Raw genomic sequence first — 25928 nt, 5'->3', positions numbered from 1 at the left:
ACTCTCGCCACTCGTCATTGCGAGGAGCCCTTGCGACGAAGCAATCCAGAGTGCCTCCGCGGAGAAACTCTGGATTGCTTCGCTTCGCTCGCAATGACGGCGTGGATAAAGCGCACGCTACATCTCCGCCTCCGCTCGCCTGAAAGCCCCCCATGCCGCTCGACCGCCGCTCCCTGCTCGCCTCGCTCTGCTGGATAGCCGCTTCGCCCGCACTCGCCGCGGAGGCGCCGCCTGAACTCGAATCCTACGAGCGCGAAAGCGGCGGACGCATCGGCCTCTATGCTGAAAACCTCGCAACCGGCGCAAAGCTCGCCTGGCGTGCCGACGAGCGCTTTGTGATGTGCTCGACCTTCAAGGCCTCGCTCGCGGCCTGCGTGCTGGCGCGGGTCGATCGCGGCGAGGAGCAGCTTGCGGCGATGATCCCCTACGGCAAGGCCGACCTGCTGGAGTACGCACCGGTGGCGAAGCAGAATCTTGCGGCCGGCGCGATGTCGGTCACCGACATGTGCAAGGCGATCGTCGAGCTCAGCGACAACACCTGCGCCAATTTGCTGCTGGCGCGGATCGGCGGGCCCGCCGCGCTCACCGCGTTCTGGCGGTCGCTCGGCGATGCCACTTCACGGCTCGACCACAACGAGCCCGAGCTCAACCGCTCCCAGCCCGGCGATCCCCATGACACCACGACACCTGTGGCAATGGCCGGCAATCTGAAACGGCTGGTGGTGAGCGAGGCGTTGTCGGCGGCCTCGCGCGCCCAGCTCACCGAATGGATGGTCGGCTGCAAGACCGGCGCCAACCGGCTGCGCGGCGGCCTGCCGGCAGCCTGGACCATCGGCGACAAGACCGGCAACAACGGCAAGGACGCATCGGGCGATATCGCAGTCGCCTGGCCCAAACCCGACAGGCCGATTCTGATCGCGGCCTATACCCAGGGCGGCACGCCGACCGCGGCACAGATCGAAGCCGTGTTCGCACGCATCGGGCGTATGGTGACCGAGCGGCTGGCGTAAGGCCGCCGCATTGACCTCATGTTGACCTTTTGGCCGCTTCCGGGCCAAGACAGGCCATGATCGCAGCGAAATTCCAGACCTTTCTCATCCTGCTCGCGGTGCTGGCGGGTACCGCGCTCGTCGCCCGCCGCTTCAACATCGCACCCGCCATTCTGCTGATGCTGACAGGCGTGGGCCTTGCCTTCGTGCCGGGCATGCCGCCGGTGGAACTGCCGCCGGAGCTGGTGCTGCTGATGGTGCTGCCGCCGCTGATCTACTCGGCGAGCGTCGCCATGAGCTGGCGCGAGTTCAGGAATAATCTGCGGCCGATCGTGCTGCTCGCGGTCGGCGCCGTGATCTTCACCGCGGCGCTGGTGGCGACCGCCACGCACTATCTGATCGGCCTGCCCTGGACCATCGGCTTCCTGTTAGGGGCCATCGTCGCGCCGCCCGACGTGGTGGCGCCGCTCGCGATCGCGCGCCGGCTGAACCTGCCGCGCCGGCTCGTGGTCATCCTCGAAGGCGAAGGGCTGGCCAACGATGCCACCGCGCTGATCCTCTACCGCTTTGCGCTTGCCGCGATCACAGTCGGCCATTTCTCGCTGCCATTGGCGGCGGGCGAGTTCTCCCTGATCGTCGCCGGCGAGATCGCCTTCGGCATCGGTGTCGGCTGGCTCTCGCTGCGCGCCCGCAAATGGTCGAGGGATCCGCAGGTCGAGCTGACGCTGTCGCTGATCACGCCCTACGTCTCGTACTGGCTGCCGGAGCATGTCGGCGGCTCCGGCGTGATCGCCACCGTCGCCTGCGGCCTCTATGTCAGCTGGAACGGGCCATTGCTGATCTCTGCCTCGACGCGCCTGCAGGGCATCTTCTTCTGGGACCTCATCATCTACCTGATCGAGGGCCTGCTGTTCCTGCTCACGGGCTTTCAGATGCGGGCGCTCTACGAGAAGTCGAAGGCGTTTCCGCTCGACGACATCCTGGTCGCGACCGCCGTGGTGCTGGCGATCATCGTGATCGCGCGTTTCGTCTGGCTTTATCCCGCGACCTATTTGCCGCGGATCTTCAGCAAATCGCTGCGCGAGCGCGATCCGTCGCCGCCCTGGCAATGGCCGTTCGTGCTCGCCTTCACCGGCGTGCGCGGCGCCGTGTCGCTGGCGGCCGCGCTGGCGCTGCCGTTCACGCTGCCTGACGGCGATGCCTTTCCCTATCGCGATCTGATCCTGTTCGTCGCATTCGGCGTCATCTTCGTCACGCTGATCGGCGTCGGCCTGACGCTGCCGCCGGTGGTGCGCTGGCTCGGCGTCGCGGAAGCCGGCCGCAACGAGCATGTCGCCGAGCACGAGGCCGAGATCGCTGCACGCCGCCAGGCCCTCGACGCCGCGCTGAAATCGCTGGATGCGCTGACCGCGGAAAAGGACGTTTCCGATGAGGTGATGCGGCTCCTGCGCGCCCGCCACGATATCCGCGTCAACCAGCTGCCGGATTCACTCGATCCCGGCCACCACGACGTCTCCGCCGCCGGCACCGCGCTGACCCGCGACCTGATCGCCGCCGAGCGCAAATTCATCCACGACCTCCTGCGCGACGGCCAGATCACCGACGAGACCAGGCGTCGAATCGAGCGGGATCTGGATCTGGAGGAGGCGAGCTTGGCGAACAGGGAGTATCGGGGGGTGCCGCTGTAGCCTCTCGTCATTGCGAGGTGCCCTTGCGACGAAGCAATCCAGACTGCCTCTGCGGAAAGATTCTGGATTGCTTCGCTGCGCTCGCAATGACGGCGGAGCACACTACCGCCTCTCGCAAAACTCTCCGACCCCCGCTGCCACGGCCCCCGCAATCACCTCCTGCCGCTCCGGCGAGTTCATCGCCATCTCTTCTTCGCGATTGATGATCGAGCCGGCCTCGAGCAGCACCGCGGCGCTTCGGGTCTGCGACAGCACGACGAGCCCGTCATAGCGGTAGACGCCGACATCCTTGTCCAGCAGCTGGCGCCGGTAGCGACCCATCACCGGCATTGTGTATTGGCTGGCATAATGCAGGCCCTGATCCCTCAACTGCCGGCCGATCATCCGGGCCAGCATCAGGCTGGTGGCGAAGTGCGGATTGCGCTCGGACACGAACAGCGAATGGCCGGAAAACCGGTCGCTGAAATAGCTCTTCGCGCCCTCGAATTCCCAGGTCTCGAGCAGCTTGTCCGGCACTGCATCGTGATGGACCGACAGGAACAGGTCGGCCCGGCCGTCATTGGCGGCACTGACGCGCTTGACGAGGCTCGGCCGCGCCTTGCCGTCCGTGACGAGCAGGCGGGTTGCGACAAAGCCTGCGGACTTCAGTTTCGCCGTAATGAGCCGTGCAAGGTGGAAGTTGAAGCCGAATTCCGGATCGTTGCGCGCGCTCAACGCGCCGTAGGAGTCCGGGGTGTGCCCGACATCCACGACGATGCGGAATTTTGGCTTCTCACATTTGGCCGTTGACGGCGGCGATTTCGCCTTGGGTTTCGCAAACCTTCGCACGGCTGCGGCTTGGCCGGCGTCAACCAATGCCGATGACGACAGCAGGATCGACGCGACGAGCCCGATGATGATGCCCCGCGCCCGTGACAAGCCCTACTCCGCTGCAGCGACCTGGGGACGGCCGACGAAGCCCGCGACATCGCCAAAGCGTTCCAGCATCACCGCGGGCAGGTCCTTGGCCTTGGTGGTGACGCAGGCGCCGGAGCGTACCGCGTAGCGATCCTGATGCGCGGCCTGCGGCGGTGGCTCGCCCTGCTGGAGCGCGCGCGCCAGCTCCATCACGACTTTGCGGAAATGCATGATGCCGAGATCCGTCGGTCCGAGATGCTCGCGGGTGCGGTCGGCGATCGAACCCTGGCTGTCCTGCACGGCGGCGTCCTGCTCGGACACGCCCTTGATGCCGGTGTAGCTCCGGGTCTTCTGGAGCTTGCGGTCGATCAGATAGTCGTTGCCCTTGTGGCGCAGCGGCACGTAATTGTCGTCAACCTCCGCGATCACGCCGTTGCCGCGGTCGAAGGCGTCGCGCTCTCCTTGCGTCAGCGGGCGCTCCGGATTCCAGACGTAGGTGTAGATCCAGCAATTGGTGTCAGTGACGGGCACGAAGGTCTGGCTAAAGATGTTCTCGCCCGGCATCGCGCTCGGCGCATAAGCGTGGAACGGCATCAGGAATTGCGCGATGCGCCAATAGATATTGTCACTGCCCGTGAGCCGGCCGCCGGCAATCGTCAATCCCGCCTCATGCGGGGCAACCTTGATCACCGGGCGCGGATCCTCAGCGATACAGCGCATGTGGTCGCTCGACATCCGCACCAGCGGATTCACGAAATGCTTCTTGATGTCCAAAATCTCGTTCTCCTCCTTGTCGAAGGAGAGGTGGGCGAAGGTGAAATGCGCCGTGTCGATCGAGCCTTCCAGCGCCTGCACCCAGTTGCAGTCCTGCCATTTCTTGCTGACGTAGCGGTGCGAGGCCGGCAGCAACGCCATTTCGAGATCGGGCAGCTCGGGCATGGCCTCAAGCGGGCCCATATAGGCCCAGATCATCTCGCCCCATTCGCGTACCGGGTAGGATTTGATGCGGATAAGGTCTTTGGCGTTGAGATCGGGATAGGAGGTCGGCATATCGACGCAGGCACCATCGGTGTCGAACTTCCAGCCGTGATAGACGCAGCGGATGCCGCATTCTTCATTGCGCCCAAGCCAGAGATTTGCGCCGCGATGCGGGCAGTACTGATCGATGATTCCGACGACGCCGCGCGAGTCACGGAAGGCGAGCAGCTCCTCACCGAGCACGATGATCTTCTTGGGCTCGCCGTCGGGCTCGGGGAGTTCTTCGGACAGCAGCACCGGAATCCAGAACCTGCGCAGCAACTCGCCCATGCCCGTTCCCGGGCCGGCCTCGGTCAGAAATTTGTTGTCTTCGGCGCGGAGCAAGGCTGATCCTCCCGATATTATTTTCAGGAAGATTGGCGCGGGAGCGCGAGGACGTCAACGCAAGAACAGTTTCGTGGATGGGCAAAGGCGCTCTTGCGCCGTGCCCACCACCCTTCCGTGATCACAACAGAAGTGGTGGTCACGCTACGCTTTGGCCACCCTACGGCACCGCCGCCTAAACCGGCCGCTCCCCCTTCACCGTCACCCGCGTGCCCGAACGCGTGTGCGGCCAGTAATCCCACATCGCGCGGTGCTGGGTGCAGCGGTTGTCCCAGAACGCGATGGCGTTCTCGGTCCAGCGGAAGCGGCACTGGAACAGCGGGTTCTCGGCGTGCTGGTAGAGATAGGCAAGCATCGCATCGCTCTCGTCGCGCGGGATGCCGTTGATGTGGCGGGTGAAGCCGCGGTTGACGTAGAGCGCCTTCTTGCCGGTGACCGGATGGGTGCGCACCACGGGGTGCTCAGCGTTAGGATAGGACGGACGATCCGCGACGCCATAATTGGCGTAGAGGCCGCGATAAATCGGCTCGCCGTCATGCAGCGCGGCCAGGCCGTCGAGATAGCCTTTCATCCGATCCGACAGCGCCTCATAAGCGGCATACATGTTGGCGAACAGCGTGTCGCCGCCGCGCGGCGGACACTGCTTGATGTAGAGGATCGAGCCCATCGGCGGCTCGAGATCGCAGGACACGTCGGAATGCCAGCCTTCGCCGTTCGCGCGTGGCGAGTTCTTGTCGGCGTAGATCTTCATCAGTGCCGGATCTTCATCCTCATGCGGCGCGGCGGGATGGAAATGCAGCTCACCGAACTTGCGGCCGAAGGCGAGATGCTGTTTTGGCGTGATCTCCTGGTCGCGGAAGAAAATGACAAGATTTTCGGCCAGCGCGCGGTGGATCTCGTCCATCTGCTGGTTGGAGCGGGCATCGCCCTCGACGAGCTTGCCGATATCGACGCCGGAGATTTCCGCACCGATGATGGGGGTGAGCTTTTCGACCGCGATGGTCTCGTAAGCCGCGCCGTCCTCAGCCGTGTGGCGATAGCGCGGGCCCTGCTTGCCGGCGAGTGAGCTCATGGAACCCTCCCCATCTTACTCTTACGTCTCTGTTTCCTCACATTTTATCACGGCTGCTCAATCACAATGCAAGTCAGTTCCTCATGACGACAATGGGAACGCGGCACAACCTTCGCTGGCTAGTCGATCTCGAGAATTCCAGCTAAGATGCATCTTTCAATTATACACGCGGAGGTCGGCGTGAAAAACATAGTAAACATGTTGGTGGGCCTGATTATTATCGTGTCAGTGGTCGCCCTGATTGAATGGGCGGCGTTCGGGCTCAATTTCGTCCTGGACTATCTTTATCTTTCCATTGGAATTCTTTCGGCCTTGGTAATGGTTGCCGACGTGTACCGCTCCTGGACACAGCGCGGGACGACGGTGCGGGACCGGTTCGCGAATGACTTCATGACGAGGCAGATGTTTTCGTCCACCCGTGGCATTGTCGGAATAGCGCTCCGCCTCGTGAAGGAAGCATCGCTCCGTCTGACGTATTGGCCGCTAGAACTCTGCCTTCTCCCGGTCCAGGAGAGGGTCAAGCAGGCTCAGGATCGGGCCACACGGGGGGCAATTGCCCTGCAGGCCACCCCGAGGCTTCCAGTCATCTCGGCCAGCTGGATGCTGGCGATCAATCTCATCTGGCTTGGACTCTGGACCGTATTCCAATTCAAACCCGGATCCAGCTTTCAGCTCTACATCACGATTTCGATGTACGTTACCATTGTCTGGTTTCTCGATTTTTTCATCAACCCGATCGAGAAGCAGATTCGCAGCGTCGGAAGCTTCCCCAAGGCGGTGATGCGGTACGCATTCGTCTGCATCGTCTCGCTATTTGGGGCCGTTGTCCTCATCTACACGTATCGCCTGACAATAACGACCAACGCCTCGCTGAGCGGGACCGTGAGCGACGTCCTTTTCGCTGGAGCCTATAACGAGGAATTCAAGGGGCTCAAAGAGAGGATCTCGAAGTCACTGCTAGGAGGTGATTTCAACGCTGCGTGGCTGTCGCTCGCCAAGATCGACCGCAGCTTTATTGTCGCCATGTGCATCTGTGCATTGTTCTATCTTACGATTGTCAAACGTGTAGGCCAGATCGTCCTCGGAGGAGGGGCATTGCTGCGCAGAACCGATGCGGAGAGCAAGCTGGCGGTCGGCACCGCAGTCCGACTGGGCGACATCCAGGCCGCACGCCAATACGCCGACGAGCTCGCTCCGGACGACCCACTTCCCATAATGATCAATTTGCGGGAAGCGATCGATCAGCGCGATTTCGACCGCGCCTATGGCATGATCGACGATCTTACCTTTCGGCTGCGCCGACAAAACAAGTCAAAGGAAAATGTGCAACTCGACGCGCGCGAAAAGTGGTTCGCGCTTGCGATGCAGTTTTGGCAGCTCGCATCGGGCGACGCTGTTCTGGATTTCGTACGATGGAGCATCAATCGTCCGGAACTCGAGCCCAGGGACCTCGCCAAATTCATAGTCTCGCTCTCGATTCACAGCGGGCCGGCCCAAATGATGGCCGTCTCACACTTCTTGAATGTCACTTTGACAAATCAGGGGGCGCGAGCAGAACTCTTCCGAAAAGAGGTGATTTCACGCTTCCTGATCAGCGCGTGGGACAATGTATCCGGCGAACCGCCCGATCCGGCGACGTTCGAGACCTCGTACCTGGATTATCTGGTGGCGATAGCGCAAACCGAGAAGGCTGCCATTCTGCTGCGGGAGGCGCCAATTTTCCACGAGGCCAGCCAAGAGCTTAGCGACCAGGTGTTCCGGGATTTCATCGCTCAGGTCGATCCCGGCCAATGGAGCGACGCCTCTAGATACAGTCCTCTCAAGAGCGTCGACAGGCTCTATCTCGTCGACATCTTGATCACCCTCGCCGAGGTAGCAAAAGGATCCGGAACTGCGGGTGGACTTTCAATTTCCGCCGCCATCATGGCCTCCAAAACAAAGCTGGAGGAAGGATGGGGAGGGCCGGCCCTCGAACGTATCGGCATTGGCCAGACGGAGCTCAATCGGGCCGGCCCCTCGATCGGCGCAGTCCTCCGCTAGAAGTCAGCCTCGAACTCCGTGACTGAAACTACTCCGCCGCGGTCACCGGCACCTTGGCGCCCTGGCCGTAGCGCTGCTCGATATAGTCGATCACCAGCGCCTTGAAGTCGGCGGAGATCGTGGGCCCGCGCAGCGTGCGGAACTTCTTGCCGTCGACGAACACCGGGGCAGCCGGCGCTTCGCCGGTGCCGGGCAGCGAGATGCCGATATTGGCATGCTTGGATTCGCCGGGGCCGTTGACGATGCAGCCCATCACCGCGACGTTGAGCTCTTCAACGCCGGGATATTTCGTCTTCCAGGTCGGCATCTCGTCGCGAATGAAACCCTGGATCGAGCTCGCCAGTTCCTGGAACGTGGTCGAGGTGGTGCGACCGCAGCCGGGGCACGCCGCAACCAGCGGCACGAAGGTGCGGAAGCCCATGGTCTGGAGCAGCTCCTGGCCGACCTGCACTTCGCGGGTGCGGTCGCCGCCGGGCTCCGGCGTCAGCGAGATGCGGATGGTGTCGCCGATGCCCTGCTGAAGCAGGATGCCGAGCGCGGCCGACGACGCCACGATGCCCTTGGTGCCCATGCCGGCTTCGGTGAGGCCGAGATGGATGGCGTAGTCCGAACGGGCCGCGAGATCCTGGTAGACCGCGATCAGATCCTGCACCGCCGAGACTTTTGCGGAAAGGATGATGCGATCCTTGGGCATGCCGAGCTCTTCGGCGCGCGCGGCCGAGAGCAGCGCCGACTGCACCATCGCCTCACGCGTCACCGCGCGCACGTCGCGCGGATTGGGCGACGCGGCGTTCTCGTCCATCAGCTTGGTCAAGAGCTCCTGGTCGAGCGAGCCCCAATTGGCGCCGATACGGACCGGCTTGCTGTTCTTGTTGGCGATCTCGATGATGTCGCCGAACTGGGTGTCGCGCTTGTCCTTGAAGCCGACATTGCCCGGATTGATGCGATATTTAGCGAGCGCTTCGGCGCAGGCCGGATAAGCCGCGAGCAGCTTGTGGCCGATATAATGGAAGTCGCCGATCAAGGGCGTGGTGATGCCGCGCTTGGCGAGACCATCGCGGATGTGCGGGACGGCGGCAGCGGCCTCCTCGCGGTCCACGGTGATGCGGACCATTTCGGAGCCGGCGCGCGCGAGCGCTGCGACCTGGGCGATGGTGCCGTCGATATCGGCGGTGTCGGTGTTGGTCATCGACTGCACGACGATCGGCGCACCGCCGCCGACGGCGACGTCGCCGACCTTCACCTGGGTGGTCCGGTGCCGGGGCGCGGGGCCCGCGATGTCTGAAGCGATGGGGTTTTCGAGCTTGTTCATGGCGTCCAAATATCAGGTTTTGGTGACGTTCAGCAATGCATCGCGCGGCGCCGCAGCCGATTGGCTGGGACGGTTAACCAGAAAAAGCCCAGCAATTACAAGGACCGCAGCGGCCCCGAATGTCAGGCTCAAGGTGTCGTGCATGATGAAATAGCTACCCACCACGCCAAACAAAGGGGTGATGAAGGTAAAAGCCGACAATTTGCTGGCCGAATAGGTCTTCACCAGCGCGAACCAAAGCGTGAACGTGGTTCCCACCACCCAGATCGCTTGGAAGGCCACCAGCGCCATGGCCTGCGGTGACGGCGTATGGGGGATGGTCTCGCCGAACAGCCAGGCGGCGAGGCCCAGGATCGGGATCGAGGTCGCGACCTGATAGCCCAGCGCCTTCTCGGGCGCGACGAAGCGCAGCCGGGTGCTCTTCGCAACCAGCGTGGTTGCCGCCCACAGCCCGGCGCCGCCGACGATCATGAGGTCGCCGAGCAGCACCTTGGCGTCGACATCCGGCTGCGGCACGCCGATCGCGAGCGCAACGCCGGCAAAGCTCACGGCCAGACCCAGCCATTGCGTGCCGCCAAGCCGCTCGCCGAGCACCTGGTAGGCGCCGAGCGCGACGAAGAACGGCGCGGTGTAGAGGAACACCACAGCACGGGACGCCGGGGTGAAGCGCAGGCCCTGGTAGATCAGCACAAACTCGATGCCGAACATCAGTCCGGCGATCAGCCCGGCCTTCCAGGTACCGTCACGTTCGAAGAATTTGACGCCGCGGAAGGTGCCGATGATGAACAGCACAGGCAGTGCGCCGATCGAACGGATCGTGGCCTGCAGCATCGGCGGAATCTCCGGCAGCACCAGCTTCACCGCGATCTGATTGAAGGCCCAGGTCAGGCACAGCATCAGCATCAGGGCGATGGCGCCGGCACTGAGAGGGCGCGCGGCGGATGGGTTGATTTGAGGTGAGGACATGTCTTCCCGGATACCGGCTTTGCGCCGTTGTTGCTTTATGCAGCTTTCTGACAATGGGTGCAGACGCCCGTGATCTCCACCACGGACAGCTTTGGCGCGAATCCTGACGCTCGCGCCGCGGCGTTGAGGTCGCCGGCGAAGGACGCCGACGGGATCTCGCCGACGAGACCGCAGCGCTCGCAGATCAGGAACGCCACCGCCGAGGTCGCGTCATGGTCATGGGCGGCGCAGGCGAGATAGGCGTTGCGGCTCTCGATGCGGTGCACGAGGCCGTTGGCCATCAAGAAATCGAGAGCACGATAGACCGTGATCGGCGCCGGCCGCGGCATCGATTTCGCCAGTTCGTCGATCATCTCATAGGCCCCGAGCGGGCGATGGCTGGAGAGCAACGCCCCCAGCACCTGGCGGCGGATCGGCGTGAATTTCTGCGCCCGCTGCTCGCAAACCGCCTCGGCATGCGCCAGCGCGTCCGCTGTGCAGCGGCCGTGATCATGGTCGGGCGTCGGAAATGCCGGCTTTGCAAGGGTCATTCGGCCGCCTTCTAGCATTTCGGCGATGGAACCCAAAGCGCCACGGGCGAACGGCTGCCAGCCATGCTCTTGCTGCGGGACAGCACCGCGTTAACCCGCCATGAGATAATCATAAGCTTGCTTATTATATGCGAGCTTATTGGAGACAAAGCTTATGACCCGCGGGTCGGTCGACCACAACTTCCTGTTCACGCTCGGCGAGCTCTACCGCCTGCTGCGCGTCTACGCCGACAAGGAGGCCTCGCGCTTCGGCATCACCCGCGCGCAATGGGCGGTGCTGGCCAAGGTCGAGCGCAGCGAGGGCATGAAACAGTCGGAACTCGCCGAGCTGCTGGAGATGCAGCCGATCACGCTGACGCGGTTGATCGACAAGCTCTGCGACAGCGACTGGATCGAGCGCCGCAACGACGCCTCGGACCGCCGCGTCAAGCGGCTCTACCTGAAGAAAGCCGGCCGCAGCTTGCTCGGCAAGATGAGCGGCCTGAAGTCGGAACTCACGGCGAACGCGCTCGACGGGATCAGCCCGGCGGATGCTCACCGCCTTCTCACCCAACTCGAATCCATCAAGGAAAACGTGCGTAACGCGATCCAGGCGTCCGGCGCGGAACAAGCACGTAAGGAGCAGCGCTATGGCTGATCAGGTTCTCAAGTTCCAGCCCGAGCAGAAGAGCGACAGCGGCAAGCCCAGCAAAAAGGCCGGCACCAATCCGCGCCGCCGCCTGCTGGCCGGCCTGCGGCGCTATCGCCGATTCCTGCTGATGGTCGTGCTGCCCGTTATCGCCGTTATCGGCGGCGTCACCTTCTATCTGCATGGTGGCCGCTATGTCGGCACTGACGACGCCTATGTCGGCGCGCAGAAGGTGCTGGTGACGCCCGACATCTCCGGAAAGATCGAGAAGGTCGTGGTGAAGGAAGGCCAGCTCGTCAAGCAGGGCGACGTGCTGTTCGAGATCGACCCCGTGCCGTTCCGCCTCGCGGTGGACGAGGCCAAAGCGCAGCTGATGCAGGCTCAGACGACCTATGACAACCTCCGTGCCAACATCAAGATCTACGGCGACATGCTCGATCTCGCTCAGAAGGGTGTCGACCTGAAGCAGCGCGATGTAGAGCGCAAGCAGGCGCTGGTGAAAAACAGCTACGGCTCGCAGCTCGACCTCGACAACGCCTCGAACGCGCTGGTTACGTCCGGCTCGATCGCGCAATACGTCAAGCAGCAGATGTCGACGGCCAAGACCCAGCTGCTCGGCGACACCGACCTGCCGCTGGAGAAATTCCCGCCCTACGCCCAGGCCAAGTCCAAGCTCGACAACGCCGAGCGCAATCTCGACCATTCCGTGGTGCGCGCGCCGATGGGCGGCGTCGCGACCCAGGTCGAGCAGATCCAGCTCGGCCGCTATGTGTCGGCGGGCACGGCGGTGTTCTCCATTGTCGACATCGCCCATCCCTGGGTCGACGCCAATCCGAAGGAGAGCGACCTCACCTACGTCACCGAGGGCCAGGCTGTTACGCTCGAGGTCGACGCGTTCCCGAACCATGTCTTCAAGGGCAAGATCGGCTCGCTCTCGCCCGGCACCGGCGCGCAATTCGCGATCCTGCCGCCGCAGAACGCCACCGGCAATTTCGTCAAGGTGGTGCAGCGCGTGCCTGTCAGGATCTATTTCGATGAGACCGACAAATACGTGAGGAGGCTGAAGGCCGGCATGAGCGTCTATGCCACCATCGACACCGGCCACCAGCGCTCGCTCGCCGGCCTGCTCGGCCTGTCGGCGACGGCAAGTCAGGACAAGGACTGATCCGATGTCAGGCCCCAATGCCAGCCTGATGGTCCCCGGCCTGCGCCGGAACATGGTGACGATCTGCGCCATGACCGCGACCATCATGCAGGCACTGGACACCACCATCGCCAACGTTGCCCTGCCCTACATGCAGGGCACGCTGTCGGCCTCGCAGGACCAGATCAACTGGGTGCTGACCTCCTACATCGTCGCCGCCGCGATCATGACGGCGCCGGTGGGCTGGATCTCCAACCGCTACGGCCGCAAGCGCATCTTCATCATCTGCGCGGCCGGCTTCACCTTCGCCTCGGTCCTGTGCGGGCTGGCGCAGGACATCAACCAGATGGTGCTGTTCCGGCTGCTGCAGGGCGTGTTCGGCGCGGCGCTGGTGCCGCTGTCGCAGTCGGTCATGCTCGACTATTACACGCTGCAGGAACGCGCCACGGCGATGTCGATCTGGGGCATGGGCGTGATGATGGGTCCGATCATGGGGCCGTCGCTCGGCGCCTGGCTGACCGAGACCTATTCCTGGCACTGGGTGTTCTTCGTCAATTTGCCGTTCGGCGCCATCACCGTGCTCGGGCTCGCCGTCTTCCTGGATGAGACCGACAAGAATCTCAGCCTGAAATTCGACTGGTTCGGCTTTGCCGCGCTGGCGATCGGGATCGGCGCACTCCAGCTCGCCCTTGATCGCGGCGAGCAGCTCGACTGGTTCGAATCCGCCGAGATCGTAACCGAGTTCGCGATCTCGGGCGTCGCGTTCTATTACTTCTTCGCCCACTCGTTCACGACCTCGCGGCCCTTCATCCAGTTTGCGTTGTTCAAGGACCGCAATTTCCTCACCGGCTGCATCTTCATGACGGTGATGGGCCTCGTGCTGTACTCGACCATGGCGCTGGCCTCGCCTTACCTGCAGAACGTGATCGGCTATCCCATCATGACCGCCGGCGGCCTGCTGGCGAGCCGCGGCTTTGGCACTTTTTTCGCGATGATGATGGTCGGCCGCATCATGCGCTGGATCGAGGCGCGCACGCTGATCATCTGCGGCCTGACGCTGACGGCGGCCTCGCTGTTCCAGATGACCGGGTGGACCGACCAAACCCAGGTGCCGGAAATTGTGGTCGTCAGCGTCATCCAGGGCTTTGGCTTCGGCCTCGTCTTCGTGCCGCTGTCGACGGTGGCGTTCCTGACGCTGCCGAACCATCTGCGCACCGACGGCACCTCGATGCTGACCTTGATGCGCAACGTCGCGAGCTCGGTCGGCATCTCCATCGTCGTCGCCGAGCTGACGCAAGGAACGCGCAAGACCTACGCGATCCTGTCCGAGCACATCAACCCGTTCAACCACGCGCTCCAGATGCCCGACGTGCGCGGCATGATCAACCTCTCCACCGACGCCGGCCGCGCCATGGCGGACCGGATGGTCAGCGTGCAGGCGCAGATCATTGCGTTTGCGCACGACTACATGCTGGTGATGGTCTTCATCCTCTGCACCATCCCGCTCGCCCTGATGATCGGCTCGACCAAGGCGACGCTGAAGAAGCAGGCGGCGGGGCCGGAACATGCGGTGATGGAGTAAAGGGTCGGTCTCGTGCCCCGGACGCAGCGCAGCGCTTCTTCAGCGGTGCGCTGCTGAGCCGGGGCCCATGCCGCAGCACACTGGGTCCCGGTTCTGCGGCGCAGCGTTACACGCTGCACCGCGCCCGGGACAAGAGAAGTCGCTTACAACAACTCCTCGCACCCGAGATCATCGACCGCCATCATCACCCGCTCCAGATTGTTCCACCAGATCAGCGGCGGGAGATTGATGCTCCAGTGCCAGACCGGCTTGGTGATGTGCCAGAGTACCGACCAGCGATAGTCGCGGTCGAGCGCGCCCCGGGTATAGCCGGTGACACCATTCGCGATCAGCGTCTCATGGTAACGATTGAGCAGCGTCCGCTCGAGCGCCTGCCGGCGCTCCGGATACCATTGCACGGCCATCATATAAGCGAGGTCGTTCGTCGGCACATTGATGCGCCACTGGTCGAAATCGAAGATGCGCACGGCATCCGTGACACCCGCGCGCGGCAGCAGGAAATTCCAGGTATGCGCATCGCCATGCGCGACGGTTACGTGGCAATGCGAGTGATATCGCTGCAGCAGCCGCTCTGCATTCTCGATGAAGCGCCGGTAGAGAATACGCCGCTCTTCGCTGAGACGAGAGCCGAGCAGATCGGCGAAGCGGTCGTAATGGCCGGCGAACATCTCCATATGCCTCGCGCTGTCATCGGCGCTCGCCCAAATGCCGACAGTGTCGCCGAGACTCGGATGGTCCCACCAGGCCGCATGCCACTGCGCGAGCGCCGTCACAATCGCCAACGCCTGATCGCGCGAGGGCGGCAACGGCCAGTCGGCTGCGACCTCATGGCTCTCGGTTAAGTCCTCGAGCAGGAGGTGCCAAGCCTGGCTCTCTTCGTCGAAATGGCCGTCGTAGCATCGCGGCACGATCTGCGACGGCGTATTCGGCGCAATTCGGGTGTAGAAGGCCACCTCCTGCCTACCGGAATTGGCCAGTGTCCTGGCATAGGCCGAATGCGGCATCTTGAGGATGATGGACTGCGGGGCCCCGGTGGATTCCCCGACATAGCGCAGCCCAAGGCGGATGACGTGCGATACGATGGCTGGGTGCTGGTGCAGCACCTTCACCTCGCGCACCGCGCCGGCGTCCAGCACGCGCTCCTGCGCAGCGCGGCCGTCAGGCGGGCCGGCTCGACGACATCAGGTAGTTGTGGAGGTGTCATAGCCATGATGCCCCTGCCCCGCGCCATACTGCACGATCACAAGTCCGGGCACCAGCGGACGGCTGGATGCCGGGCTCAAGCCGCCGCGGTGGAATCGCGCACGGTCCGGACCACGACCGACCGCAGCTGTTCGAGATTGGCCGCCATGCCTGCGATCGCCTGCCTGACCTCCGCGGCGCGCTCGTTCACCGAGGCGGCGTCGCGGCTGACATTGCCGATCTTGGCCGAGACCTCCTTCGCGGCGGACGCTGATTCGGAGATCGAGCGCGTGATCTCCCGCGTCGCAGTGTCCTGCTCTTCCATTGCCGCGGCGACCGAGGTCGCGACGCCGTCGATCTCGACGATGTGGCCGCCCATCGTTTCGACGGCATCGACCGCGGCCTGCGTCGAAGCCTGAATCTCCGCGATCAGCCGCCCGATCTCCTCGGTGGATTTGGCGGTCTGGTCGGACAGGGATTTCACTTCGGCGGCGACCACCGCGAAGCCGCGGCCGGCCTCGCCGGCGCGCGCCGCCTCGATCGTGGCGTTGAGCGCCAGCAGATTGGTCTGGCCGGCGATGCCGCCGATCAGGTCGGAGACCTCGGCGATCTTCTTCACCGATCCGGCCAGCGTCTGGATGGTCGAACGCGCCTGCTCGCGGCCGGCGACCGCCGATTTGGTGACCGTGCTGGTGCGCGCGACCTGGCTCGCAATCTCCCGGATCGAAACGCTCAGCTCCTGGGCCGCGGCCGAAACGGTCTGCGAGCTGCCCAATGCCTGGGTGGATGCGGAGGCAACCGCCTGCGACTCCAGGGATAGCGATCGGGCGATCTCGGACAGGCTGGCGGCGGCCCGCTCCACGCCTTGCGTCGCCGCACTCGCCGTGTCGACCGAGCGGCCGGTCTCGCGCTCGACGGTCTCGGCCATCTGGTGCAGCGCGCCGCGCTTGGCGAGCGCCGCTTCCTGCTCCTTCAGCAACTGTTCCTCGCGGAGGCGGGAATTCTCGACCGCCGCCTGCTTGAACACCAAGAGGGCACCCGCCATCGAGCCGACCTCGTCCTGCCGGCGCGCGAAGGGAATGTCGGCGGCGAGATCCCCGGTTGCGAGCTTCTGCATCGTATCCGTCATGCGCACGATCGGGCGCACCACACCGAGGGCGACGCCGAGCAGGCCGGCGGCGATGAAGGCCAGGACCGCGGCGGAGACGCCAAGGAGGATATAGAGCATCGCACTGTCGCGATCCGCGGCCAGCTTCTCCATGTCCGCGTTCTGCTTGTTGGCGCTCTCGACGATGCTGTCGATGACGGCACGATGCGCGGCGTAGGCGTCCTTGAGCTGCGCATAGGCGCGCTCGGCGGCGGCCATGTCCTTCGCCTTGAGGGCTGGCAGGACCTGGTCGGACAGGAGTTTCCAGAACTTCTGCACCTCGGCATCGGATTTCGACACCAGCGCGGTCTTCAGGTCGGCCGAGAGGCTGGAGCCGACCCAGAACGCCTTGCGCTCGTCATAATCCTTGCGGAGCTGCACCAGTCGGTCGCCATGGGCCGCCAACTGGTCCGGCTCGCGCATGGCCAGCGTCGCCTCGAGATAGGCCTCGATGACGTATTCCGGCGGCGGCAGGATGTCGGCGATGAGGTCGTTGCCGAGCTTGATGTCGGAATAGAGCGGACCGCCGACCTTGAGCTCGCGCAGGGCGTAGAGGCTGGTGGAGACCACGGCCGTGAAACCGATGGCCAGGACGATCCCGAAAGCAATGATTGCAGAGGAAAGCGAAAGACGAATTTTCATGGAACAATCCGATGGGCCGCGGCGAATCCAAACGGACGCTAAACGATTACGGTAAACACGGGATTGCTTCGCGCGGAAATTGTATCCCTCGAACTCCGGGAAACTACGGGAAAAGACGTCGGGGGTAACTGGAGGACAATGTGCCCCCCGCCGTCGTCCCGAATCGGCGTGCGCCTGGGCGCGCTTGTCCGGGACGACGCTGGAGCTACACGTCGAAGAACACCGTCTCATCGTCGCCTTGGAGCCGCAGGTCGAGGCGATAGACCGCCTTGCCGGCCTCGCGCGCAGCGATCAGCGTGGCGCGGCGATCGGCAGGGACCAGCGCCAGCACGGGATCGGCGGCGTTGCCGGCCTCGTCGCTGAAATAGATCCGGGTATAGAGATGCCGCAGCATGCCGCGCGCGAACACCGCCAGAACGATGTGCGGCGCCTGCGGCTTGCCGTCGGGGTCGGGCACGACGCCGGGCCTGATGGTGTCGAAGGAGTAATTGCCGTCCTTGTCGGTGCCGCAGCGGGCGAAGCCACGGAAGCTGGCGTTCGGCAGCGCGCGCTTGTCCTGCGGGTCGGCGTAGCGCCCCTGCGCGTCCGCCTGCCAGATCTCCAGCATGGCGTCGGGCATGGCGGCACCGTCGCCGTCGAGCACCCGGCCCTCGATGCGGACGCGATCGCCGGAAACGTCGGGCGTCAACGTCGAGTTGGTGAACGCGTCGTTCCAGGCATATTCGCCGGTCGGCGTCATGCCGTATTTGAAGAACGGACCGACGGTCTGCGACGGCGTGATCCCATCGGGCTTCACAGAGTCCTGCACGTTACTTGGTCTCCATGGGGGTGGCGTTCTTGCCGCGCAGCACGATGTCAAAGCGATAGCACAACGCCCATTCGGGCTGGGTGTTCTCCAGGTCGAACGACGAAACCATGCGCGCCCGCGCGGTTTCGTCCGGCACCGAGTTGAAGATCGGGTCGAACGGGAACAGCGGGTCGGCCGGGAAATACATCTGCGTCACCAGCCGCGTGACGAAGGAATGGCCGAACACGGAGAGATGGATGTGGGCCGGCCGCCAGGCGTTGTGATGATTGCCCCAGGGATAGGCGCCGGGCTTGATGGTGACGAACCGATAGTAGCCGGCGGCATCGCTCACGGTGCGGCCTGCGCCGGTGAAATTCGGATCGAGCGGCGCCGGATGCTGGTCGCGGACATGGACGTAGCGGCCGCAGGAATTGGCCTGCCAGATCTCGACCAGCGAGTTCGGCACGCCGCGTCCGTCCTCGTCGCGCACATGCCCGTGCACGATGATGCGCTCGCCGAGCGGCTCGCCGGTATGCTGGGTAGTGAGATCGGCGTCGCCCTCGCGTACGGTCTCGTGGCCGTAGACCGGGCCGGTCAATTCCGACAGCGTGTGGCGCATCGGGATCAAGGGCTTGTTCGGCGCGCGCTTGATCGAGCTCTTGTATTCGGGCGACAGCGGCAGCGGATGCGCCTTGTTGCTGTCCGTGGGATAGATGAACGTCATCGGCGAACTCCTCCCCGGCCATTTTGGGCCAGCGGTCAACATTTGCGCCAATCATTATAGAACATAACTAATCTAGGGAAGCCCTCCCGGCAGCAGGCGTTTGGCCGGCTCCTACTTGATCGGCGCACGCGGCAACACGGCCTCGCCGGCCTCCAGCCGGTAAGTGTGGCCGAGCGAATACCAGGGCGTCGAAACGTCACGCGCGGTCGGATGCGGCGTCTCGTGGCGCACGAACTCGCCGATCAGCGCTCGTGTCACGCCGAACTGGACGTCGCTGTCGATATGGGGATCGTTGGGATCGTAGACCTGCGAGATCAGCACCTTGAAGCCGGGCTTGAAGATCAGGGCGTGCAGATGCGCGGGACGGTAGGGATGCCGGCTCTGCGCCTCGAGCAGGCGGCCGACCACGCCGTTGGTCGGAATGGGATAGCCGATCATCATCACCGAGCGGAAGGCGAAGCGCCCATCGGAATCGGTCGTGAACTTGCCGCGCAGGTTCATGTCGGCCTGATCGGGGTCCTGGTTTTCGTAGAGGCCAACCGGCGAGGCGTGCCAGACATCGACCTCCGCGCCAGCGACGGGACGGCCGTCCTTGTCGACGACGAGGCCGTTGACGAACAGCGGCGCACCCGGTGTTTCCGAGCGGACGATCGATCCGCCATTCTCCACGCGCGGCGAGTTCAATCGCCAGAACGGACCGAGCAGCGATTGATCGGTTTCCGTATTGCCCTGATCGCCATTGTTCAGGAGGCACACCAGCGGCGAGACGCCGAGCGAGCCCGCCATCAGCACGACCTCGTTATGCGTGTCGGTCGAGAGCTTGCCGAGCTCGGCAATGATCGCGGTCGCGTCGCGGAATTCCTTCTCGGTCAGGCGCACATCGCGGACGAAGCCGTGCAGATGCTTGACCAGCGAGACCATGATCTGCCGCATCCGCGGATCGGACGTCCGCTCCATCACCGCCAGTGCGGCCGCCGTGACGTCCTGCTCGCGCGCGATGATCATGCTTGCCTCCCAGCTGTCGGCGGGCTCTTCACCTCGCCCCGCTTGCAGGGAGAGGTCGGAATTTGCGACAGCAAATTCCGGGTGAGGGGGTACAGGTCCCACGGTCATCTCATCTGCGGAGAGAGGCCCCTCACCCCACCCCTATCCCCGTAAGAACGGGGAGAGGGAGAGGATAGACCGTTAATTCAGCCTCTCGATCGCAACGGCCACGCCCTGGCCGACGCCGACGCACATGGTGGCGAGCGCGAGCTTGCCGCCGCGCTTTTCCATGCCGTGCACGGCGGTGAGCGCGAGGCGCGCGCCGCTCATGCCGAGGGGGTGGCCGAGCGCGATGGCGCCGCCATGCGGATTGACGAAATCGGCGTCATCGGCAACGCCGAGCTGGCGCATGCAGGCGATGCCTTGCGAGGCGAAGGCCTCGTTGAGCTCGATCAGGTCGAAATCGCTGATCTTTTTACCCAGACGCTCCATCAGCTTGCGGGTCGCCGGCACCGGGCCGATGCCCATGATGCGCGGCGGCACGCCGGCCGAGGCAAGGCCGAGGATGCGCGCGCGCGGCGTCAGACCGTGCTTCTTCACCGCGGCTTCCGAGGCGAGAATCATTGCGGCCGCGCCGTCATTGACGCCCGACGCATTGCCGGCGGTGACCGTGCCGGGATTCCGCACGATCGGCTTCAGTTTTGCCAGCGCTTCCAGCGTGGTCTCGGGACGCGGATGCTCGTCCTTGTCGATCGTGATGGGACCGGCCTTGCCGCCGGGAATGACGATCGGCGTGATTTCTTCCGCGAAATAGCCGGCCGCAATCGCGGCACCGGCGCGCTGCTGCGAGCGGATGGCGAAGGCATCCTGATCGGCACGCGAGACCTGGAATTCCTCGGCGACGTTCTCGCCGGTTTCCGGCATCGCATCGACGCCGTACTGCGCCTTCAGCAGCGGATTGATGAAGCGCCAGCCGATGGTGGTGTCAAAAATCTCGGCGGAGCGCGAGAACGCTTCCTGCGCCTTGCCCATCACGAAGGGCGCACGGGTCATGGATTCGACACCACCGGCAATCGCCAGCTCGATCTCGCCGGAGCGGATGGCGCGACCGGCCGCACCGACCGCGTCGAGGCCGGAGGCGCAGAGCCGGTTCAGGGTCTGTCCCGGAACCGAGTCCGGGAGGCCCGCCAGCAGCAGCGCCATGCGCGCGACGTTGCGGTTGTCCTCGCCGGCCTGGTTGGCGCAGCCGAAGAAGACTTCGTCCACCTGCGCCCAGTCGAGATTGGGGTGTTTTGCCATCAGCGCCTTGATCGGCGCGGCGGCCAGATCGTCGGCGCGCACTTTTGCGAGCGAGCCGCCGAAACGGCCGATCGGGGTCCGCACGGCATCGCAGATAAAGACGTCACGCATCGTTGTTCTCCCTGAATGCCGCGGTTCGGCCAAAATTCTTCAATGTCGGCGGAGTTTTAGGAGGGCGCCCGCGGCAGGTCAATTGACGGTTTCTTGCGCGTTCCGAGGGGTGCGCACGCCGGCAACGCATGCCGCGGTGCGGACAACGTGGAAAACCTCCCCTCCCCGGCCAAAGCGATAGGAGCAGGTGCCGAAATTTTGTAGGTTGCGCCGCCCATGACCATGCAACAGCCGATACCCGTACCGCCCCCTGACGAAGCGCCCACCCCGCCTGCGGAAGCTGCCGCGCGTGTGACGCCGATGATGGAACAATATCTGGAGATCAAGGCGGCGCATCAAGGCCTGCTGCTGTTCTACCGGATGGGCGATTTCTACGAGCTGTTCTTCGAGGACGCCGAGATCGCCTCGAAAACGCTCGGCATCGTCTTGACCAAGCGCGGCAAGCATCAGGGCGCCGACATCCCGATGTGCGGCGTGCCGGTCGAACGCTCCGAGGATTACCTGCATCGGCTCATCACCGCCGGCCACCGGGTCGCCGTGTGCGAGCAGACCGAAGATCCCGCAGCCGCGAAAGCGCGCGGCAACAAGAGCGTGGTCCGCCGCGGCGTGGTACGGCTGGTCACCCCGGGCACGCTGACCGAGGACACGCTGCTCGACGCGCGCGCCAACAATTACCTGCTGGCGGTCGCGCGCGCCCGCGCCTCCGGCGGCGGCGACCGCTTTGGTCTTGCCTGGATCGACATCTCGACCGCCGAATTCACCGTGCTGGAATGCTCGAGCGGTGAGCTCGCCGCCACGCTGGCACGCATCAACCCGAACGAAGCGATCGTCACCGACGCGCTCTACAGCGATAACGAGCTCGCCCAGACCTTGCGCGAGCTGCCGGCCGTGACGCCGGTGACCCGAGACGTCTTCGACGGCGCCACCGCCGAAAAGCGGCTGTGCGACTATTTTGCGGTCGCGACCATGGACGGGCTGGCGCAGCTGACGCGGCTGGAAGCCACGGCTGCTGCCGCCGCCGTCACCTATGTCGATCGCACCCAGGTCGGCAAGCACCCGCCGCTGTCGCCGCCGGCACGCGAAGCCTCCGGCGCGACCATGGCGATCGATCCGGCCACACGCGCCAATCTCGAACTGACGCGGACGCTTGCGGGCGAACGCCGCGGCTCGCTGCTCGATGCGATCGACTGCACGGTGACCTCGGCCGGCTCGCGTTTGCTCGCGCAGCGGCTCGCGGCGCCGCTGACGGATGCGCCGGCGATCGCGCGGCGGCTCGATGCCGTCAGCGCCTTCGTTTCGGACTCGGCTGCGCGCGAAGACATCCGCAGCATTTTGCGTGGCGCGCCCGATATGTCGCGGGCGCTGGCCCGTCTCTCGGTCGGCCGCGGCGGACCGCGCGACCTCGCAGGCCTGCGCGACGGCATCATCGCTGCCGACCAGGTGCTGGCCCGACTTTCCGAGCTCGACCAGCCGCCGTACGAGATCGCAACGGTGATGGCGGCGCTGCAAAGACCGTCGCGCGAACTCGCGGCAGAATTTGCCAGCGCACTCGACGACCAACTGCCGCTGATCAAGCGCGATGGCGGCTTCGTTCGCCAGGGCTACGAGCCCGCGCTCGACGAAACGCGAAGCCTGCGCGACGCCTCACGTCTCGTCGTGGCTTCGATGCAGGCCCGCTACGCCGACCAAACCGGCGTGAAGGGCCTCAAGATCCGCCACAACAACGTGCTCGGCTATTTCGTCGAGGTCACCGCGCAGCACGGCGACAAGCTGATGTCCGCGCCGCTGAACGCGACCTTCATCCACCGCCAGACGCTGGCGGGCCAGGTGCGCTTCACCACCTCCGAGCTCGGCGAGATCGAGGCCAAGATCGCCAATGCCGGCGACCGCGCACTCGGGCTCGAGCTTGAAATCTTCGAGCGGCTTTCAGCCAAGGCGCTTGATATCAGCGACGATTTGCGCGCTGCCGCCCATGCCTTTGCGCTGCTCGACGTCGCGACCTCACTCGCAAAACTTGCGGTCGACGACAATTATGTGCGGCCGGACGTGGATGAATCGCTCGGCTTCGCGATCGAGGCCGGCCGCCATCCCGTTGTGGAGCAGGCGCTCAAGCGCAATGGCGAGCCCTTCATCGCCAATGCCTGCGACCTGTCGCCGGGACCTGCGCAAAAGTCCGGCCAGCTCTGGCTGCTGACCGGCCCCAACATGGCGGGTAAGTCGACCTTCCTGCGCCAGAACGCGCTCATTGCCTTGCTGGCACAGATCGGCAGCTTCGTGCCCGCCACGCGCGCGCGGATCGGCATTATCGACCGCCTGTTCTCGCGTGTCGGCGCCGCCGACGATCTCGCCCGCGGCCGCTCCACCTTCATGGTGGAGATGGTCGAGACCGCCGCGATCCTCAACCAGGCCGGCGAGCGCGCGCTGGTGATCCTGGATGAAATCGGCCGCGGCACCGCGACCTTCGACGGCCTCTCGATCGCCTGGGCCGCGATCGAGCATCTGCACGAAAGCAATCGCTGTCGCACGCTGTTCGCAACGCATTATCACGAGCTGACCGCGCTCTCGGCCAAACTGCCGCGGATGTTCAACGCGACGGTGCGCGTCAAGGAATGGCAGGGCAACGTCGTGTTCCTGCACGAGGTGCTGCCGGGCTCGGCGGATCGTTCCTACGGCATCCAGGTGGCAAAACTCGCCGGCCTGCCGCCGGCCGTGATCACGCGCGCCAAATCCGTGCTGGCGAAACTGGAGGCCCAGGACCGAGGCCAGACCGCACGCGCGCTGGCCGACGATCTGCCGCTGTTCGCCGTCCCCTCGCGCGCCGCCGCGGAAGCCGCGCCACCGAGCGAAGCCGAGCTCTTGATGGAGGCCGTGAAGGCGCTGCACCCCGACGAGATGTCGCCGCGCGAAGCGCTCGATGCGCTGTATGCGTTGAAGGCCAAGCTGCCGAAGCAGTAGGATGCCGTAGGGTGGGTTAGCCGAAGGCGTAACCCACCAACTTCGTCCTGCAATCGTGGAAGCATGGTGGGTTAGCCCCGCAGATGCGCTTCGCGCATCTGCGGGGCTAACCCACCCTACGATTCCTGTGCGCTTCGCTACGCCCTCGCCGCGATCGCGGCCGCTTCCGCGGCGGCGCGCTGCATGCTGGTCGACATCTCGTTGGTGACCGTGCTCTGCTCCTCGACGGCGGCGGCCGTGGACGTCACGTATTCGCTGACATTGTTGATCGCCTGCTTGATCGAGCCGAGCGCGCTGACGACGTCGCCGGAGATGCCGTTAAGGCTGCCGATCTCCTGGCCGATCTTGTCGGTTGCCTGCTTGGCCTGGTTGGCGAGGCTCTTCACTTCGGACGCAACCACGGCAAAGCCGCGGCCGGCTTCGCCGGCGCGGGCGGATTCGATCGTGGCGTTCAGCGCCAGCAGATTGATCTGGCCGGTGATGCTGTTGATCATCTCGACGATGCCGCTCATCGACTGCGCGGCCTCGGTGAGGCGCTGGGCCTGGGCGTCGGCAGAAGCGACCTGATCCACCGCGCTCATCGCGGTCTCGCGCGATTTGGTCATCGCCGCAGAGATCTCGCGCACCGAGGCGTTCAGCTCCTCGGAGCCTGCAGCGACCGATTCCATCATGCCGCGGACGCGCTCGTTGCCCATGCGGACCAGCACCTGCCGCGTGGTGTCGGTGGCGTATTTCACGACCTTGAACGGCTTGCCGTTGAGATCGAGGATCGGGTTGTAGGAGGCCTGGATGTAGACCTCCCGGCCGCCCTTGCCGATGCGCTTGTACTCGGCCGCCTGGTACTGGCCGCGGCCGAGCGCCGCCCAGAACTCGCGATAGCCGGCACCGTCGCGCTCACCGGGCTCGACGAACATGCTGTGGTGCTTGCCCTGGATCTCGGCCAGCGAATAGCCGAGCGTGGCGAGGAAGTTGGGGTTGGCGGTGATGATCGTGCCGTCCATGTTGAACTCGATCACGGCCTGCGCCTTGTCGATCGCCGACATCTGACCGGCGAGATCGGCGTTCTTCAGCTTCTCCGCGGTGACGTCGGTTGCATATTTGACGACGCCGAACGGTTTGCCGTTCTCGTCGAGCAGCGGATTGTAGGAGGCGAGGATCCAGACCTCGCGGCCGCCCTTGCCGATCCGCTTGAACTCGCCGGCCTGGTAGTCGCCCCGGTTGAGCGCAGCCCAGAATTCGCGATAGGCCGTGCCGTTGCGGTCAGCCTCGGCTACGAACAGGCTGTGATGCTTGCCTTGGATCTCGGCGAGCGAATAGCCGAGCGCCTTGCAGAAATTCTCGTTGGCGGTGACGATGGTGCCGTCGAGCTTGAATTCGATCACGGCCTGGGCGCGGCTGTTGGCGGCGATCTTCGAGGCGTCCGTCATGCTCCGGATCTTCTTCTCAGTGATGTCGGTCGCAATCTTGGCGACCATCACCGCCTTGCCATCGCCGTCGAGCACCGGATTGTAGGATGCTTCGATCCAGACCTCGCGGCCGCCCTTCGCGATCCGCTTGAACTCGCGCGCCTGATACTCGCCACGGTTCAGCGCGGCCCAGAACGCCTTGTACTCCGCGTTGTCGCGCTGGTCGGCCGGCACGAACATGGAGTGATGCTTGCCCTGGATTTCGTCGAGCCGATAGCCGAGGGCATCGAGAAAATTCTTGTTGGCCGTGATGATCGTCCCATCAAGCTTGAATTCGATCATCGCCTGCGAGCGGCCGATGGCAGCGAGCTGTGCGTCCGCATCACCGCGGGACTTACGACCAAACATCAAAGAATCTCCATCTCGAAATAACGCCGATGGGACACGCCCATCTAACCAGGAATTGCAACCGCGCGGCGGA

The 25928-nt window shown here is 64.5% G+C and carries 19 protein-coding genes and 1 pseudogene; 7 read left to right on the top strand and 13 right to left on the bottom strand.

The features are described 5' to 3' along the window. The first annotated feature begins 152 nt into the window (after window positions 1-152). Window positions 153-1010, top strand: coding sequence for a class A beta-lactamase (gene bla, locus B5V03_RS13120; RefSeq protein ID WP_129270716.1), 858 nt, complete (start codon window positions 153-155; stop codon window positions 1008-1010). 56 nt (window positions 1011-1066) lie between these two features. Then, window positions 1067-2677, top strand: a complete 1611-nt coding sequence (locus B5V03_RS13115; protein WP_129270715.1) for a Na+/H+ antiporter — start codon at window positions 1067-1069, stop codon at window positions 2675-2677. Window positions 2678-2779: 102 nt separating this feature from the next. Here B5V03_RS13115 and B5V03_RS13110 read toward each other — a convergent pair whose 3' ends face one another. From B5V03_RS13110 to B5V03_RS13100, 3 genes are all read right to left on the bottom strand, one after another. Next, a complete protein-coding gene (locus B5V03_RS13110) occupies window positions 2780-3595 on the bottom strand; it encodes an N-acetylmuramoyl-L-alanine amidase (protein ID WP_164987967.1) in 816 nt (271 codons plus the stop codon). Window positions 3596-3598: 3 nt separating this feature from the next. Further along, window positions 3599-4936 (bottom strand): Rieske 2Fe-2S domain-containing protein, encoded by a 1338-nt coding sequence (locus B5V03_RS13105; RefSeq protein WP_129270714.1) that lies wholly within the window; start codon window positions 4934-4936, stop codon window positions 3599-3601. Window positions 4937-5111: 175 nt separating this feature from the next. Beyond that, window positions 5112-6008 carry a TauD/TfdA dioxygenase family protein gene (locus B5V03_RS13100; protein WP_129270713.1) on the bottom strand — a complete coding sequence of 299 codons (897 nt, stop codon included), beginning with the start codon at window positions 6006-6008 and terminating at the stop codon, window positions 5112-5114. Window positions 6009-6188: 180 nt separating this feature from the next. On the opposite strand from B5V03_RS13100, the gene B5V03_RS13095 reads away from it, so the two are divergent. Continuing rightward, a complete protein-coding gene (locus B5V03_RS13095) occupies window positions 6189-8048 on the top strand; it encodes a hypothetical protein (protein ID WP_129270712.1) in 1860 nt (619 codons plus the stop codon). Window positions 8049-8076: 28 nt separating this feature from the next. On the opposite strand, the gene ispG is transcribed toward B5V03_RS13095, so the two are convergent. Genes ispG through B5V03_RS13080 form a run of 3 tightly spaced genes read right to left on the bottom strand, consistent with a single transcriptional unit; the run spans window position 8077 to window position 10856 of the window. Continuing rightward, window positions 8077-9360 carry a flavodoxin-dependent (E)-4-hydroxy-3-methylbut-2-enyl-diphosphate synthase gene (gene ispG, locus B5V03_RS13090; RefSeq protein ID WP_129270711.1) on the bottom strand — a complete coding sequence of 428 codons (1284 nt, stop codon included), beginning with the start codon at window positions 9358-9360 and terminating at the stop codon, window positions 8077-8079. A 12-nt stretch (window positions 9361-9372) separates the two neighbouring features. Further along, the gene (locus B5V03_RS13085; protein WP_129270710.1) at window positions 9373-10326 is read right to left on the bottom strand and encodes a DMT family transporter; all 954 of its coding nucleotides are present in this window, start codon (window positions 10324-10326) and stop codon (window positions 9373-9375) included. 35 nt (window positions 10327-10361) lie between these two features. Then, window positions 10362-10856, bottom strand: coding sequence for a Fur family transcriptional regulator (locus B5V03_RS13080; RefSeq protein WP_129270709.1), 495 nt, complete (start codon window positions 10854-10856; stop codon window positions 10362-10364). Between the two features lie 154 nt (window positions 10857-11010). Between B5V03_RS13080 and B5V03_RS13075 the strand changes: the two genes are divergently transcribed. The 3 genes from B5V03_RS13075 to B5V03_RS13065 are packed head-to-tail and all read left to right on the top strand — an operon-like array spanning window position 11011 to window position 14210. After that, window positions 11011-11493: a MarR family winged helix-turn-helix transcriptional regulator gene (locus tag B5V03_RS13075; RefSeq protein ID WP_129270708.1), complete on the top strand. Its 483-nt coding sequence runs from the start codon at window positions 11011-11013 to the stop codon at window positions 11491-11493. Continuing rightward, window positions 11486-12649 carry an HlyD family secretion protein gene (locus B5V03_RS13070; protein WP_129270707.1) on the top strand — a complete coding sequence of 388 codons (1164 nt, stop codon included), beginning with the start codon at window positions 11486-11488 and terminating at the stop codon, window positions 12647-12649. The genes B5V03_RS13075 and B5V03_RS13070 overlap by 8 nt, the downstream gene beginning before the upstream one ends. Window positions 12650-12653: 4 nt before the next feature. Then, window positions 12654-14210, top strand: coding sequence for an MDR family MFS transporter (locus tag B5V03_RS13065; protein WP_129270706.1), 1557 nt, complete (start codon window positions 12654-12656; stop codon window positions 14208-14210). A gap of 143 nt (window positions 14211-14353) precedes the next feature. Here B5V03_RS13065 and B5V03_RS13060 read toward each other — a convergent pair. The 6 genes and pseudogenes from B5V03_RS13060 to pcaF form a co-directional block, all read right to left on the bottom strand. Continuing rightward, a pseudogene (locus tag B5V03_RS13060) lies at window positions 14354-15441 on the bottom strand (phosphotransferase). Window positions 15442-15489: 48 nt separating this feature from the next. Next, the gene (locus tag B5V03_RS13055; RefSeq protein WP_129270705.1) at window positions 15490-17181 is read right to left on the bottom strand and encodes a methyl-accepting chemotaxis protein; all 1692 of its coding nucleotides are present in this window, start codon (window positions 17179-17181) and stop codon (window positions 15490-15492) included. A gap of 205 nt (window positions 17182-17386) precedes the next feature. After that, window positions 17387-17989, bottom strand: coding sequence for a protocatechuate 3,4-dioxygenase subunit alpha (gene pcaG, locus B5V03_RS13050; protein ID WP_129270704.1), 603 nt, complete (start codon window positions 17987-17989; stop codon window positions 17387-17389). Between the two features lies 1 nt (window position 17990). Continuing rightward, window positions 17991-18692 carry a protocatechuate 3,4-dioxygenase subunit beta gene (pcaH, locus tag B5V03_RS13045; protein WP_129270703.1) on the bottom strand — a complete coding sequence of 234 codons (702 nt, stop codon included), beginning with the start codon at window positions 18690-18692 and terminating at the stop codon, window positions 17991-17993. Window positions 18693-18803: 111 nt separating this feature from the next. After that, a complete protein-coding gene (locus B5V03_RS13040; protein WP_129270702.1) occupies window positions 18804-19697 on the bottom strand; it encodes a dioxygenase in 894 nt (297 codons plus the stop codon). Between the two features lie 180 nt (window positions 19698-19877). Then, window positions 19878-21086, bottom strand: coding sequence for a 3-oxoadipyl-CoA thiolase (gene pcaF, locus B5V03_RS13035; protein WP_129270701.1), 1209 nt, complete (start codon window positions 21084-21086; stop codon window positions 19878-19880). Between the two features lie 216 nt (window positions 21087-21302). Between pcaF and mutS the strand changes: the two genes are divergently transcribed. Continuing rightward, window positions 21303-24041 (top strand): DNA mismatch repair protein MutS, encoded by a 2739-nt coding sequence (mutS, locus tag B5V03_RS13030; RefSeq protein ID WP_129270700.1) that lies wholly within the window; start codon window positions 21303-21305, stop codon window positions 24039-24041. A 137-nt stretch (window positions 24042-24178) separates the two neighbouring features. On the opposite strand, the gene B5V03_RS13025 is transcribed toward mutS, so the two are convergent. Next, window positions 24179-25855, bottom strand: a complete 1677-nt coding sequence (locus B5V03_RS13025; protein ID WP_129270699.1) for a methyl-accepting chemotaxis protein — start codon at window positions 25853-25855, stop codon at window positions 24179-24181. Window positions 25856-25928: the final 73 nt, after the last annotated feature.

The sequence above is a fragment of the Bradyrhizobium betae genome (assembly GCF_004123905.1).
GTDB classification, from domain to species: Bacteria; Pseudomonadota; Alphaproteobacteria; order Rhizobiales; family Xanthobacteraceae; genus Bradyrhizobium; species Bradyrhizobium betae_A.
The sequence above is the reverse complement of the archived record's forward strand: the minus strand, read 5'-3'. Positions and strand labels throughout refer to the sequence as shown.

Excerpts from the sequence above, each read along its gene's own strand:
- bla (WP_129270716.1), top strand. The coding sequence starts at position 153 with ATGCCGCTCGACCGCCGCTCCCTGCTCGCCTCGCTCTGCTGGATAGCC.
- B5V03_RS13115 (WP_129270715.1), top strand. The coding sequence starts at position 1,067 with ATGATCGCAGCGAAATTCCAGACCTTTCTCATCCTGCTCGCGGTGCTG.
- B5V03_RS13100 (WP_129270713.1), bottom strand. The coding sequence starts at position 6,008 with ATGAGCTCACTCGCCGGCAAGCAGGGCCCGCGCTATCGCCACACGGCT.
- ispG (WP_129270711.1), bottom strand. The coding sequence starts at position 9,360 with ATGAACAAGCTCGAAAACCCCATCGCTTCAGACATCGCGGGCCCCGCG.
- B5V03_RS13085 (WP_129270710.1), bottom strand. The coding sequence starts at position 10,326 with ATGTCCTCACCTCAAATCAACCCATCCGCCGCGCGCCCTCTCAGTGCC.
- B5V03_RS13080 (WP_129270709.1), bottom strand. The coding sequence starts at position 10,856 with ATGACCCTTGCAAAGCCGGCATTTCCGACGCCCGACCATGATCACGGC.
- B5V03_RS13075 (WP_129270708.1), top strand. The coding sequence starts at position 11,011 with ATGACCCGCGGGTCGGTCGACCACAACTTCCTGTTCACGCTCGGCGAG.
- B5V03_RS13070 (WP_129270707.1), top strand. The coding sequence starts at position 11,486 with ATGGCTGATCAGGTTCTCAAGTTCCAGCCCGAGCAGAAGAGCGACAGC.
- B5V03_RS13065 (WP_129270706.1), top strand. The coding sequence starts at position 12,654 with ATGTCAGGCCCCAATGCCAGCCTGATGGTCCCCGGCCTGCGCCGGAAC.
- B5V03_RS13055 (WP_129270705.1), bottom strand. The coding sequence starts at position 17,181 with ATGAAAATTCGTCTTTCGCTTTCCTCTGCAATCATTGCTTTCGGGATC.
- pcaH (WP_129270703.1), bottom strand. The coding sequence starts at position 18,692 with ATGACGTTCATCTATCCCACGGACAGCAACAAGGCGCATCCGCTGCCG.
- B5V03_RS13040 (WP_129270702.1), bottom strand. The coding sequence starts at position 19,697 with ATGATCATCGCGCGCGAGCAGGACGTCACGGCGGCCGCACTGGCGGTG.
- pcaF (WP_129270701.1), bottom strand. The coding sequence starts at position 21,086 with ATGCGTGACGTCTTTATCTGCGATGCCGTGCGGACCCCGATCGGCCGT.
- mutS (WP_129270700.1), top strand. The coding sequence starts at position 21,303 with ATGACCATGCAACAGCCGATACCCGTACCGCCCCCTGACGAAGCGCCC.
- B5V03_RS13025 (WP_129270699.1), bottom strand. The coding sequence starts at position 25,855 with ATGTTTGGTCGTAAGTCCCGCGGTGATGCGGACGCACAGCTCGCTGCC.